Here is a 12,697-nt window from a genome sequence, read left to right on the forward strand (position 1 = left end):
GGATGACCGGATCGTCACGCAGATCGCAAAGCCACATGCCGAACGTCCGGAAGGAGGCGCAGCGCATGACGCTGCGAAATCCTGTGCGCTCCCTGCTCACGGTCATGGCCTTGGCAGGCGTGCTGGCGCTTCCGACCGGCCCGGCGGCTGCTTCGGCGATCGACGATGTCCAGGCCGGCTATCGGGCCTATCAGGCCGGTGATTTCCAGGCGGCGGCCGAGGCCTTCGGGCTGGCGATCGGGTCGGGAGAGCTGACACAGGATCAGATGGCCGTCGTGCTGAACAATCGTGGCGCCGCGCTGGCCAAGGCCGGCCGCTATGACGAGGCTATCGCGGAATATCTGAAGGCGAGGCAGCTCGGTCCCCAGACGGCCAATGTCGACGGCAACCTGGCGCATGCCTATGTGCAGCGCGGCCTGCGGCATGTCGCGAACGGGGATCGGGACCGGGCGCTCGACGACTACGACCAGGCTCTCCTGATCGATCCGGACGATATCCTGGCACTGCGGCAGCGCGGCCTGCTCAGGGTCGAGATGCACGACCTGGTCGGCGCCGCGGCGGACCTGCGCCACGTGCTGATGCTCCAGCCGAACGATCCGGCGGCGAGCGGGGCACTGGCCGCCCTGGAGGGTCCTCCGGCCGAGCCGGCGGCAGGCGGCGCCCCGGCCGGGCCAGCCGCGGCGATGGCCACGGTGGCGCCTGTCCAGCCGCCGCCCCCCGATGCACCCGAGCAAGACCCTCCGGCGGATGTGGTCGCTGCCGTCGAGGACACCCCACCGCCTGATCGGGTCCAGCCGTTGGCGCCACCTGTGCCACCCGTGACGGCGCCCCCGCCGATGCCAGTGACGGCGCCCCCGCCGATGGAAGTGCTCTCGGCGCCGGAACCGAAGGTGCCCGAGACCTCCATAATCGCGACGGCGCCGGTTGCCGCCGAACCAGCCGCCGGGCCATCGGTCGAAAGCTTCCGCGTGGTCGGGGCGGTGAGCCTGCGGGCCGGGCCCGGCACGTCGTTCGACCGTGTCGGCTTCCTCAGCGAAGGGGAGATCGTCCAGACCAGTGGCCAGGACGATGACTGGTACCGGATCGCGCGCGCCGATGCCGCGGCGGGATGGGTCCATCGGCGCTGGCTGAGCCCGGTGGAATGACCGCTCCGGCTAGACGTGGTGCCCGACGGGGATGCGGGTGTCCGGCAGCATGAGCGACAGGAGGCGTGGGCCGGTGATCTGGCCGGCCTCCAGTGTTTCCACGACCCTGCCGCTCCGGAGCACCGTCACGCGGTCGGACAGGCGGCGGACCTCGTCCATGCGGTGCGAGATGAAGATGGCGAGGCGGCCCGTCTCGACGAAGGCACGGATGGCGCCGAACAGGACGTCCCGGTCGCCGAAGTCCAAGGCGGCGGTGACCTCGTCCAGGATCAGGATGCGCGGATCGCGCACCAGCGAGCGGGCCAGGACGATCAGCTGCTGCTGGGCGAGCGGCATGCTGCCTGCCGGCTGGTCCAGGTCGAGCGGCGTGCGGGTAATCGAGGCGAGGGCGGCCGATGCCTTGGAGCGCCGTTCCGCCTTGCTCAGCCGGAACGTCAGCAGCCCGTCGAAGCCCATGAAGATGTTCTCGAGGACGCTTCGCTCGGGTGCCAGGAGCACTTCCTGGAACACGGTGGAAATCCCTAGCCGGTGCGCGTCGACGGGTCGACCCAGCTCGATCGGGCGGCCGTCCAGGCTAATTTCCCCGGCAGTGGGCCTGACCACGCCGGAGAGCAGCTTCACCAGCGTGCTCTTGCCCGAGCCGTTCTCGCCCAGGATGGTGTGGACGTGGCCGGGGGCGAAGGCGACATCGGCATCGGCAAGCGCCATCGTCTCGCCATAGCGCTTCGTGACGCTGGACATCGTCAGCATCGCCGTCGCCAATCCGCTCTCCCCTCCCTGCCGTTCTCCGGCAGCCCCGATTCGGCCGTAAAGCTTTGCGCTGGCAGGCGCAAGTGGGCCCTGTTATCGTTTTCATGACGAGAGCCGGTGCAGCTACAAGACCGGCCAGGGGGACGAATGATGACGATCGCCTTGTCACGCCAGGCCTTGATGATGGCCTTGGGATCGGCCGCATTGGCTGCGGCGGCAGCCGGTCCGGCCGCGGCCCAGTCCTTGAGCGACCTGCCCCAGGAACTCCAGGCGCTCTACACGGACGGCATCCCGGTCGGCCCCTCGGCCTATGACGACTTCAAGATGCCGTCGAAGCCCTGGAAGTGGTGCCACTCCGAATCCTACATGGGCAATCCCTGGCGCGTGAACATGGCGAACGAGCTCAAGCGGCTCGTCGAGGGTGCCAAGACGGCGGGCCTGGTCTCCGAGTTCGAAATGTCGGATTCGAACGGCGACGTGACCCAGCAGATCGCCCAGATCCGCGCGTTCATGGACAAGGGCTGCAGCGTCATCACCATGATCGCCGGCTCGTCGACCGCGCTGAACGACGTGATCGAGGCATCCTACAAGGCCGGCATTCCGGTCGTGACCACGGCCAGCGCCGTGACCAGCCCCTATGCCCTGAACATCCAGCACAACCACAATGTCTGGGGCTACAACATGGGCAAGGGCGTGGCCGCCTACCTGAACGGGCCCGGCAACGTCCTGATGGTGGAAGGCATTCCCGGCAGCCCGATCGTCGCGCAGGAGAACAGCGGCGGCGAGCGCGCGTTCAAGGAGCATCCGGACATCACCATCGTCGGCATGGTGAGCGGCAACTGGACCGCCAACGTCACCAAGAGCGTCGTGCTGCAGACGCTCGCCACGAACCCGGCGCAGATCGACGCGGTGTGGACCACCGGCAGCGAGACCCGCGTGGTCGCCGAAGCGTTCGAGGAAGCCGGCCGGCCGGTCCCGCTGGTCACCGGCTCCATGTCGGGCGACGCGCTCGGCTACTGGAAGGAGCACAAGGACACGTTCAAGTTCTATGGCGGCGCCATCCTGCCGACCGTGGCCGCGCAGAACACCTATCGTGCCGCGACGAGGCTCCTGGAAGGCCAGCAGCCGCTCGTGAACACGATCATCGTGCCGGTGCCGGAGATCAAGCAGGAGGATCTCGACAAGTGGGCGGCACCCTGCATGACGGTCGAGTCCGGCTCGATCTTCCCGGTGCCGCCGAGCGACCCGATCAGCGAGCAGATGCTGGACGGCTACTTCCGCAAGGGTGCCGGCTCGCCCGGCTACGACTTCGCAAGCACGCCCAATCCCTGCGGCTGACGGGAACAGGACCAAGGCGGAGGACGGGATGGACGAGCGGCTGGAACGGACGGCGCGCGCGATCGGTGAAGCGGGTGCGGACTGGGCGGTGCTGACCAGCCCGGATGCCGTGGCCTATGCGACCGGCCACGTGGTGCCGGTCGAGGCCGGTCCGTCGCCGTTCGCCGGCGGTCCCACCCTGGCCATCGTCGGCAAGGACGGGACCGCCGGGCTGGTGGCCGCCAATGTCGAGGCCGGTGCTGCCCAAAAGGCCTGGGTGGCCGAGCGTGTCGTTTATGAAGGGTTCGGGTTCGAGCACGCAGCGCCCTACGTGGCGAACTACCGCCATGCCGTCCGGGATCTGGTGACCCGACTGGGCGTGAACGGAAAGGTCGCTGCGGATCCGCGCTCCTTTCCGGCGGCGCTGACGGACGTCCTGGAGGTGGATCCGGCCATCGACATGGTGACCGGGCTCGATCGGGCGCGGGCGACCAAGACGGCTGCCGAGCTCGTGGCGTTGCAGCGCTGTGCGGATGCGGCGGCGCTGGGACAGGCGGCCTTCCTGAAGGCGCTGCGGCCGGGGCGGACGGAACTCGCGGTGTTTGCGGACATCCGCTGTGCCGTCGAGGAGTTCGCCGGGGAGCGGGTGCCGTTCACCGGCGACTTCATCTCTGGTGTCGCGCGAACCGCCGGCTTCACGGGTTGGCCGACCGACCGGGTGATCGAGCCGGGCGACCCGGTCATGGCGGACCTGGCGCCGCGGGTCGGCGGCTACTGGGGCGACTGCTGCGCCGTCACTGTCGTGGGCAAGCCGCGCAAGGGGCACGAGCGGCTGTTCCGCACCTCCAAGGATGCCTTGAGCTTGGCCATCGAGATGATCCGGCCGGGCCTGGCGATCGACACGTTCGACCGGGCGATCCGCGGCTTCGTTGGCAAGGCCGGCTATGCCTACCCGCACCATAGCGGCCACTCGATCGGCACGGCCGTGCATGAATGGCCGCGCCTGGTACCTTACGAGACGACGCAATTCCGGGAAGACATGGTCGTGCTGGTGGAGCCGGGCGCCTACGACCCGGAGATCGGCGGCGTGCGGTCGGAGTACATGCTGCGGGTGACGGCCTCCGGCTGCGAGCCGATGGCGCCGTTCGAGCATGTGATGGCCATCGACGCCTAAGGGGCCACTCGGCTGGCGTGGACGCGGCGGACGGTGGCTGTCATCATTGTGGCCGCCCTGCGTGATCATCGAACCATCGGAGCCCTCCCGCCGATGACCGTCCCCATCCTATCCGTCTCCAACCTTTCCACCTCGTTCCGCGTCGAGGACCAATGGCGCAGCGTGGTGCGCGACGTGGCCTTCGACGTGGCGCCCAGGGAGACGGTGGCCATCGTGGGCGAATCCGGCTCGGGCAAGAGCGTCACCGCGCTGTCGATCATGCAGCTGGTGCCCAAGCAGGCCGGGCGGATCACCGGCAGCGTCAAGCTCGCGGGCAAGGAACTGCTGGGCCTGCCCGAGCGCGACATGCGCGCGATTCGCGGCGACGACATCGCGATGATCTTCCAGGAGCCGATGACGAGCCTGAACCCGGTGCTCACGATCGGCTTCCAGATCGCCGAGGCGCTGGTCCAGCACCGCGGCATGTCGCGGACCCAGGCCGAGGCTGAGACATTGCGCCTCCTGGAGCGGGTGCGCATCCCGGCGGGCAAGTCCCGCTTCCACGAGTACCCGCACCGCTTCTCCGGCGGCATGCGCCAGCGCGTGATGATCGCCATGGCACTGGCCTGCCAGCCCAAGCTCCTGATCGCCGACGAGCCGACCACCGCACTGGACGTCACGATCCAGGCGCAGATCCTGCAACTCATCAAGGAGCTGCAGGACGAGAACGGCATGGCCGTGCTGTTCATCACGCACGACATGGGTGTGGTGGCGGAGATCGCGGACCGGACCGTGGTGATGTTCCGCGGCGAGGTGGTGGAGAGTGGCCCGACGCTGGACGTCTTCCAGCGGCCGACCCGGCCCTATACGCGGGCCCTCCTCGCGGCCGTGCCGAAGCTGGGCGAGATGGGCGAGCGTACACGGCCGATGCGCTTCCCGGTCGTCGACACGGCCACCGGGCTGTCGGACGTCCCGGTCGAGACCGGGACCACGATCGAACCCGGCACGCGGCCGGTGCTCGAGGTGAGCGGCCTGATCACGCGCTTCGACATCCGCACCGGCCTGTTCGGGCGGGTCACCGGTCGCGTCCACGCGGTCGAGAACGTGTCGTTCGACCTGCGGGCCGGCGAGACCCTGGCGCTGGTCGGCGAGTCCGGCTGCGGCAAGTCCACGACGGGACGTTCGATCATGCGGCTGATCGAGCCGCTGGACGGCTCGATCCTGGTGGACGGGCAGGATGTCCGGCGCCTGGACAAGCCGGGGCTGCGCCTGATGCGGCGTTCCATGCAGATGATCTTCCAGGACCCGTTCGGCAGCCTGAACCCGCGCCGCAGCGTGGGGGCGGCCATCGCCGCACCGATCCTGGCGCACGGTCTTGCCCGCCCGGCGGAGGCGCGTGCCAGGGTCGCGGACCTCCTGCAGCGGGTGGGCCTCCAGGCGGACATGGCCGACCGCCTGCCGCACGAGTTCTCGGGCGGCCAGCGGCAGCGCATCTGCATCGCCCGGGCTCTCGCCCTGCAGCCAAAGGTGATCGTCGCCGACGAATCGGTCTCGGCCCTGGACGTCTCGATCAAGGCGCAGGTGATCAACTTGATGCTCGACCTGCAGGCGGAGTTCGGTCTGGCCTACCTGTTCATCTCCCACGACATGGCGGTGGTGGAGCGGGTCAGCCATCGCGTCGCGGTCATGTATCTCGGCGAGATCGTCGAGATCGGCCCGCGCTCGGCCGTGTTCGGCAATCCGCAGCATCCCTACACGAAGAAGCTGCTCTCCGCGGTGCCCGTGGCGGATCCTGCAAGGCGCCACGAGCGGCGGGACGTCGCCGTGGACGAGATCAAGAGCCCGGTCCGCCCACCCGACTACGAGCCGCCGCGCCGCCAGTACCGCGAGGTTTCGCCTGGCCATGTCGTCCAGGTCTGGGGGGCGGAATGGGAACAGCCGTCCGTGCCGGCACGGATCGCGGCCTGAGCCGAACCTTGCGTTCGGCAGTTCTCGTGGCGACATGGTGGCGAAGGGCTATCACGCGCGGAGGACGGGCGGTGAACATCGGACAGGCGGCGGAGCGGTCGGGCCTGCCAGCCAAGACCATCCGCTACTACGAACAGATCGGGCTGATCGACAAGCCGGCCAGGCGCATCAGCGGCTATCGCGACTATGACGAGACCGACGTGCAGATGCTCCTGTTCATCCAGCGCTCGCGCTCGCTTGGGTTCTCGATCGAGGACTGCCGGGACCTCCTGGCGCTCTACCGGGCGCGCGACCGGAGCGCTGCCGAAGTGAAGGCGCTGGCCCTGGCGCGCATCGCCCAGATCGACAGCAAGATCGGCGAGCTCATGTCGATCCGTGCGACCTTGTCGGCCTTGGCCGATCGCTGCGCCGGCGACGACCGCAAGGACTGCGCGATCCTGGACAATCTGGCCCGGTCGAACTGACCGCATGGTTCCGAGCGGATCGCGCCCGGCCGGCTATCCGGTCCGGGCCAGCAGCCGGGGCACCAGCACGGCGGCGGCGACCGACAGGCCGATGAAGAACCCGATCCAGATGCCCGCAGCCCCCAGGTCCAGCGGGAAAGCCAGGCCCCAGCCGATCGGCAGTGACAGGACCCAGTAGCCGACCACCGTCGCGATTGTGGGGACGCGCACGTCGTTCAGGCCGCGCAACCCGCCGACCGCCACCGACTGCAGGCCATCCGCCAGCTGCATCAGCGCCACCAGCCCGAACAGTTGTGCGGCCAGGACGAGAACCGCCGGATCGTCGCTGAACCATCCGGCGAAGGCGCTGCCGCCCAGCACGAACACCAGCGCCGTGATACCCATCCACAGGCTGGTGCCCAGCAGCGTCGTGACCGCGATCGGGCGCAGGCGGGTCGTCTCGTCGGCGCCGAGCGCGCCGGCTAGCCGCAGGCCTGCCGCCACCGCGATGCCGAGCGGCAGCATGTAGACCAGGGTGGCGACCGACAGCACGATCTGGCTGGCGGCGAGCGGCACGGGCCCGAGCAGGCCGATGAGCAGCATGCCGCCGGAAAACGCGCTGGCCTCGGCCAGGTACTGCACCCCGGCACCCAGGCATGGCAGCAGCAGCCTCCTGGCCTCGGCGAGGATGTCCTGCAGCGGCGTGCCGCCTGGAAGCAGGCCATCACGCCTGAGCTTGGCCAACGCCACGATGACCCCAACCATCATCGCGGCCAGCGTGCCGATCCCGGCACCTAAGAGGCCGAGTGCTGGCAGTCCAAGGCCACCATGCACCAGCACGATGCTGAGCGGGACGTTGAGCACCACCGCGACATTCCCCAGCGCCACGCCGGTCCAGGGCCGGTCGATCGCGGCATAGGTCTCCCGCGTCATCTCCAGCAGGCCCATCGGGATCTGCGACAGGGCCAGGGTGATCCAGTAGCCGAACACCATGGCCAGCAGTTCGTCCGGCTGGCCCAGCCAAGGCATGGCCGGATAGAGCAGGATCACGACGACGGCGGCCACCATGCCCATGGCGGCACCCAGCAGGAGCCCGGCCCGCAGGATGCGGTCGATCGCCCGGAGATCCTGGCCGGCATGGGCGCGGGCAACGGCAATGCTGATCGGGCTGAGCGCGCCGTAGACGCTCCCGTAGGTCAGGAGCCAGACGGCGCTGGCCAGGCCCAGCGCCGCCACGGCGTCGGTTCCGAGTGGCGCCACGATCGCCGTATCGGTGCTGTTGAGGAGCGCGAAGGCCGACAGGCCGCACACGATCGGGAAAGCCAGCCGGGTCAGCCCCGCCAGCTCACGAAGATAGTGCCTGGTGGGAATGACGCCGCTCCCGGGGGGTCAGTTCGAGAAACCGACCTGGACCTGCCCCAGCTCGCCAAAGTCGACATGCACCTGGTCGCCGGCCTCCACGGCCAGCGGGACCATGCAGGTCCCGGTCGTCACGACCTCCCCGGCACGCAAGGTGATGCCCAGCCTGGACAGCTCGTTGGCGAGCCAGGTCAGCGCCAGCCTGGGATCGCCCAGAACGTTGGCGCCGCTGCCCGTTCGGTCCATCACGACCTGCCCGCTCCGGCGGACGACGGCCTGCGGCGCAAAGCCGACCAGATCGACCGAACGCCAGTCTGTTTTCGTGGCTTCGCCCAGGACGAACAGATGCGCGCAGGCATCGTCCGCCAGGAGCTGCGCTTCGCCCGCCGTCACGAAATCCTCGTAGCGGGAGTCCGGGACCTCGATGGCCGGGTGCAGCGTGCCGGCAGCGGCCATCACCTGCTCGACCGTATAGTCGGCCGGACGTGGTGGCAGGTCCTCGACCATGCGGAAGGCGAACTCGGCTTCGGCCACCTTCATCAGGTTGCCCTTCAGGGAAATCGTGCCGCCCGGCTCGACCACGCGCTCCTGAAGGATGCGCCCGGCCAGCGGTCCATCGACACCGATATGCGCCTGGCCGGCCAAGCTGGTGGCGGCGATCTTCCAGCCGAACAGGGGCGACGTGCTGCGATGCTCGAGGAATGCCTGAACCGCGTAGCCATCCGCCCGGGTCCTGGGTTGCATGTCGTCCGGCAGCGCCGGGAGCTTCCACCCTTCCTGCCAGCACCGGAACAGGAGGTCGGCGGCGGCCTGCATGGCGGCGTCGGCGGTCATGGGCGTTCCCTTCTGGTCCGGTCGCCGCGAACATAGCAGCCGGCGCGGCTCGTTGTCCTTGCCTCCGACAGCCCAGGCGTGCCATCGCGCCGGCCGAAGAGCGTGCCGTCGCTGGCCGCGCCGGAGCAAGCAAGGACGATGGGCAGATGAGGACAGATGGTCGGCAGGCGAATGTGCTCAGGCCGGTGGCGATCGAGATCGGCGTGAACCGCCATGCGGAAGGCTCCTGCATCGTCAGCTTCGGCCATACGCGGGTCCTGTGCACCGCTACCGTCGAGGAACGGGTGCCGCCCTTCCTGCGGAACACCGGCAAGGGCTGGGTGACGGCGGAGTACGCCATGCTGCCGCGGGCTACCCACTCCCGCACGGCTCGTGAGGTCGGCAAGGGGCGGCAGAGCGGGCGGACCATGGAGATCCAGCGGCTGATCGGCCGCTCGCTGCGCGCGGTCGCACTGGTGGATTCGATGGGCGAGCGGCAGATCGTCGTGGATTGCGACGTGCTGCAGGCGGATGGCGGGACCAGGACCGCGTCGATCACCGGGGGCTATGTGGCGCTGCACGAGGCGCTGCAGAAACTGGTGAAGAAGGGCGACCTGCCGAAGCTGCCGTTGCGCGAGCCTGTCGCGGCCATCTCCTGCGGGCTGGTGAAGGGGCAGGCCCTGCTCGATCTCGACTATGTCGAGGACAGCGGGGCGGAGGCGGATGCGAATTTCGTGCTGACCGCGTCCGGCAAGGTCGTGGAGCTGCAGGTCACCGCCGAGGACGCGCCGCTGGAACTGGCCCAGATCGCGGAACTGCAGATCCTGGCGGAGCAGGGCGTGCGGCAGCTGGTCGAGGCGCAGATGGCCGCACTCGCCGCGGCAGGCCTGGCATGACCCGCCGCTTCACCGAGCCGCGCCTGGTCGTGGCGACTCACAACAAGGGCAAGCTTGCCGAGCTGCGCGCCCTGCTGGGCAGCCATCCGGTGGAGCTGGTGACGGCGGGCGAACTCGGCCTGCCCGAGCCGGACGAGACCGAGACGACCTTCGTCGGCAACGCCCGGATCAAGGCGCATGCGGCGGCCAAGGCCAGTGGCCTGCCTGCCCTGGCCGACGACAGCGGCATCGCCTGCAACGGGTTGGACGGGGCGCCGGGAGTCTACTCCGCGAACTGGGCCGGACCCGGCAAGGACTTCCGCCCAGCCATGGCGCGGGTCGTCGGCGAGCTCGTCCAGCGCTTTGGAAGCTTCGAGGCAGCCGACCGGTCGGCTGCCTTCGTGAGCTGCCTGTGCCTGGCTTGGCCGGATGGACATGACGAGGTGGTGGAAGCCAAGGTGACGGGCATGCTGGTGCCGCAACCGCGGGGAAGCCACGGGTTCGGCTACGATCCGATCTTTGTGCCGGATGGCCAAGTCCAGACCTTCGCGGAGATGGCGCCGGCGACCAAGAACGCGCTGAGCCATCGTACCCGCGCCTTCGCTTTGCTGAAGGAACGCTGCTTCAATCAGACATGAACGGTAGCCGCGCCGGCCTCGTCCTGCGGGTCGACCGGTCCGACACCGGCCTCGACCTGCTCGGGCAGGCCGTCCGGCGGACCTTGGCGACCTGTCCCGAAGCGCGCTTTGCGACCATGCTCGTCGATGCTCTCCATGGCGCCGAAGCCGGACCGATGGGAGATCTCCGCGCCTTGTTGGAAGGCGATGGCCGGCTGACCAGCGATGCCGAGATCACCTGGTATGGGCAAGCTACCGGAAAGGAAGCCGCCAAGGCGCTCGGTGCCACCCGACATGCGAGCCCGTCGGCCAGGCTGGCACCAGGCGAGTTGCAGGCGGTCGACCTTGGCCGGGCCGACCTCGCCGCGGCCGATCAACTGCAGCGGCTGCGCCGGCTGCTGGAGCATGGCGTGGTCCACCTGGCCCTGCGTCCTGGGCTTGCGGTCCCGCCTGATCAACGCCTTCGCTTCGATCTGGCGGCCCGGACCCTGGGCTTTCGCCGTTACGAGGCTGCCAACTGGGCGCTGCCGGGCCACGAAGCCAGATGGCTGCTCGATGCGCGGCGCGGCGGAGCGATCATGGGGGTAGGACCCGGCATCTACGGGCGCTGGTCCGGCCCTTCGTGCTGGTGGTGGTGGCGGGCCGGCCGGTGCCATCGCTGGCGCCAGCAGCTGGATGCTGGAAGGGATGGCCGTGGCCGGCTGAAACGATTGTCGCCCAAGGAGCGCGCGGTGGAGCGGCTGATCGACGGATTGCGGCTGCGCGAGGGGGCCGATCTGGCCGCGGTCGAGGTGGAGGCAGGACTGGAACGGACGGTCTGGCTGGATCGAGAGGCGTTGGCCGCTATGCTCGCCACTGGCCGGCTGCGATCCGCCGGCAGCCGCCTGCAGGTTCGCGACCTGGACGAGGTCGACGAGCTGACCGAAATGCTGCTTCCATCCCCTATCGGTTCGGCCGCGCGTCCGTGACGCTTGCCCGAAGGCTTCGGGACCGCCATATAGGCGCCGGAGCGGGGCCGTAGCTCAGCTGGGAGAGCGCGACGTTTGCACCGTCGAGGTCGTCGGTTCGATCCCGATCGGCTCCACCAACTTCAAGGGGTTAGCAGCCTTGAAGGTCCCACCTGGAACGTGATTGGAACGCGCGTTTTCAGGGGTTGTGAGCGTAGCTTCTGGGGAGATCGGCTGGACGGCCATCTCGCCGATCTCTCTCCAGAGCTCATCGATCGCCTTCGCGACCGGCTTCAACAGGTCGACGTCTACCCATCCATAGTGAGCCTCCGCCACTCGATTGAGTGGATTGGTGTTGCCCTTGTAAGGGCCGATCAGATCAAGGGAGACGCCACGCTTGCGCAGCTCCCTCGTCATCAGCTTTTGCACGGTCTTGGGCGTGAAGCGCGGGTCGAGCCCGGCCGCTTCCACCGTCAACCTCCAGATGCCGATCAGCGACTTCACTGGCTTGCCCTTGTGCTGGATCAGCCGGCCTCTCGGTGCCGCCAGTAGCCACGGGCGGATGCCGTCCGTCATCGGGATCGTCGGCCGCCGCTTCTTCGACTGCTGTCGGCCCTCCGCGTTTAGGCTGATCGATCCCTGGTCGTAGTCACATTGCCAAGAGGTCAGCTCTAGGAGAGCCTCAGGCCTGCCAATGGTGTGAACCAGCAAGGCGATGAACAGGCGCAGTCTCGAGGCGTCAGTCGCGTCCCACAGCTTCACGAAGTCGGCCAGCGTCGGCGCATAGGTTCGCGGTTGCCCTTTCTCCGGTAGGGGCACAGGCTCAAAGCGGCTCAGCAGCCCTTCCTTCTTGGCCCACTGCAGGGCCGCGTTGCCTTGCTCGACCGCACGGCGGACGGTGGAGGCCGATAAACGCCGACTCACCTCGCCCATTTCACCAGTCCCGGGATTGCGCCTCTTCCGGGTGAACTCGATGTGCTGGAGCCACTGGACGAACTCAGCGCGGCGCCGTCGGTCCAAGACTGCTATCACCATGGCATCCGAGCCGAAGAACGCCTTCCAGCGGTCCAGCGCGACGCCGATCTGATCGACGCTTGGACGGTGGACAGCATAGTCGTTGAAATAGCGCGACAGGACATGGTGGAGCGGGAGACGTTCGGGTGAGGTTTCTGGACTGCACCCCATTTGAACCGGACAGGGTCGATAGCCGATAAGGCATAGGCATACGCCTATGGATAAGGTCATGGCTTCTGATCCAAACGGACCCCCACCGCGCATCGAGGTGATCACTGCCGTCCAGCGTCGGCGCC

Annotated in this window: 11 protein-coding genes and 1 tRNA gene; 9 read left to right on the forward strand and 3 right to left on the reverse strand. The window is 68.5% G+C overall.

The genetic code is table 11. The features are described from left to right. Window positions 1-65 precede the first annotated feature (65 nt). Window positions 66-1,145: a tetratricopeptide repeat protein gene (locus tag VHL31_RS10610; protein WP_329661181.1), complete on the forward strand. Its 1,080-nt coding sequence runs from the start codon at window positions 66-68 to the stop codon at window positions 1,143-1,145. A gap of 9 nt (window positions 1,146-1,154) precedes the next feature. Here the strand turns inward: VHL31_RS10610 and VHL31_RS10615 are convergent, their stop codons facing one another. Continuing rightward, on the reverse strand, window positions 1,155-1,907 hold the full coding sequence (locus VHL31_RS10615) for an ATP-binding cassette domain-containing protein (RefSeq protein WP_329661182.1): 753 nt from the start codon (window positions 1,905-1,907) through the stop codon (window positions 1,155-1,157). A 135-nt stretch (window positions 1,908-2,042) separates the two neighbouring features. On the opposite strand from VHL31_RS10615, the gene VHL31_RS10620 reads away from it, so the two are divergent. The 4 genes from VHL31_RS10620 to cueR all read left to right on the forward strand — a co-directional run bounded on the left by VHL31_RS10620 (window position 2,043) and on the right by cueR (window position 6,797). Then, complete coding sequence (locus VHL31_RS10620) at window positions 2,043-3,233, forward strand: substrate-binding domain-containing protein (RefSeq protein WP_329661183.1); 1,191 nt, start codon at window positions 2,043-2,045, stop codon at window positions 3,231-3,233. A 28-nt stretch (window positions 3,234-3,261) separates the two neighbouring features. Continuing rightward, window positions 3,262-4,386 carry a Xaa-Pro peptidase family protein gene (locus VHL31_RS10625; RefSeq protein WP_329661184.1) on the forward strand — a complete coding sequence of 375 codons (1,125 nt, stop codon included), beginning with the start codon at window positions 3,262-3,264 and terminating at the stop codon, window positions 4,384-4,386. Between the two features lie 93 nt (window positions 4,387-4,479). Beyond that, on the forward strand, window positions 4,480-6,333 hold the full coding sequence (locus VHL31_RS10630; RefSeq protein WP_329661185.1) for an ABC transporter ATP-binding protein: 1,854 nt from the start codon (window positions 4,480-4,482) through the stop codon (window positions 6,331-6,333). Window positions 6,334-6,404: 71 nt separating this feature from the next. Beyond that, on the forward strand, window positions 6,405-6,797 hold the full coding sequence (cueR, locus tag VHL31_RS10635; protein WP_329661186.1) for a Cu(I)-responsive transcriptional regulator: 393 nt from the start codon (window positions 6,405-6,407) through the stop codon (window positions 6,795-6,797). Window positions 6,798-6,830: 33 nt separating this feature from the next. Here cueR and VHL31_RS10640 read toward each other — a convergent pair whose 3' ends face one another. Both VHL31_RS10640 and VHL31_RS10645 read right to left on the reverse strand, forming a co-directional pair. Beyond that, window positions 6,831-8,087: an MATE family efflux transporter gene (locus tag VHL31_RS10640; RefSeq protein WP_329661187.1), complete on the reverse strand. Its 1,257-nt coding sequence runs from the start codon at window positions 8,085-8,087 to the stop codon at window positions 6,831-6,833. Window positions 8,088-8,165: 78 nt separating this feature from the next. Next, window positions 8,166-8,969: a hydratase gene (locus VHL31_RS10645; RefSeq protein ID WP_329661188.1), complete on the reverse strand. Its 804-nt coding sequence runs from the start codon at window positions 8,967-8,969 to the stop codon at window positions 8,166-8,168. A 146-nt stretch (window positions 8,970-9,115) separates the two neighbouring features. Here VHL31_RS10645 and rph point away from each other — a divergent pair, with 146 nt between their 5' ends. The 4 genes from rph to VHL31_RS10665 all read left to right on the forward strand — a co-directional run bounded on the left by rph (window position 9,116) and on the right by VHL31_RS10665 (window position 11,527). After that, window positions 9,116-9,844, forward strand: coding sequence for a ribonuclease PH (gene rph / locus VHL31_RS10650; protein ID WP_329661189.1), 729 nt, complete (start codon window positions 9,116-9,118; stop codon window positions 9,842-9,844). Continuing rightward, window positions 9,841-10,461 (forward strand): RdgB/HAM1 family non-canonical purine NTP pyrophosphatase, encoded by a 621-nt coding sequence (rdgB, locus tag VHL31_RS10655; RefSeq protein ID WP_329661190.1) that lies wholly within the window; start codon window positions 9,841-9,843, stop codon window positions 10,459-10,461. Before rph ends, rdgB begins: the two co-directional genes overlap by 4 nt. Further along, complete coding sequence (locus VHL31_RS10660; protein WP_329661191.1) at window positions 10,458-11,408, forward strand: hypothetical protein; 951 nt, start codon at window positions 10,458-10,460, stop codon at window positions 11,406-11,408. The genes rdgB and VHL31_RS10660 overlap by 4 nt, the downstream gene beginning before the upstream one ends. Window positions 11,409-11,451: 43 nt before the next feature. Further along, window positions 11,452-11,527, forward strand: a tRNA-Ala gene (locus VHL31_RS10665). Window positions 11,528-12,697: the final 1,170 nt, after the last annotated feature.

Source organism: Geminicoccus sp., assembly GCF_036263595.1.
In the GTDB taxonomy this organism is placed as follows: Bacteria; Pseudomonadota; Alphaproteobacteria; order Geminicoccales; family Geminicoccaceae; genus Geminicoccus.

What these genes read in the sequence shown, in the direction of transcription:
- VHL31_RS10610 (WP_329661181.1), top strand. Translation starts at nt 66, where the DNA reads ATGACGCTGCGAAATCCTGTGCGCTCCCTGCTCACGGTCATGGCCTTG.
- VHL31_RS10620 (WP_329661183.1), top strand. Translation starts at nt 2,043, where the DNA reads ATGATGACGATCGCCTTGTCACGCCAGGCCTTGATGATGGCCTTGGGA.
- VHL31_RS10625 (WP_329661184.1), top strand. Translation starts at nt 3,262, where the DNA reads ATGGACGAGCGGCTGGAACGGACGGCGCGCGCGATCGGTGAAGCGGGT.
- VHL31_RS10630 (WP_329661185.1), top strand. Translation starts at nt 4,480, where the DNA reads ATGACCGTCCCCATCCTATCCGTCTCCAACCTTTCCACCTCGTTCCGC.
- VHL31_RS10645 (WP_329661188.1), bottom strand. Translation starts at nt 8,969, where the DNA reads ATGACCGCCGACGCCGCCATGCAGGCCGCCGCCGACCTCCTGTTCCGG.
- rph (WP_329661189.1), top strand. Translation starts at nt 9,116, where the DNA reads ATGAGGACAGATGGTCGGCAGGCGAATGTGCTCAGGCCGGTGGCGATC.
- rdgB (WP_329661190.1), top strand. Translation starts at nt 9,841, where the DNA reads ATGACCCGCCGCTTCACCGAGCCGCGCCTGGTCGTGGCGACTCACAAC.
- VHL31_RS10660 (WP_329661191.1), top strand. Translation starts at nt 10,458, where the DNA reads ATGAACGGTAGCCGCGCCGGCCTCGTCCTGCGGGTCGACCGGTCCGAC.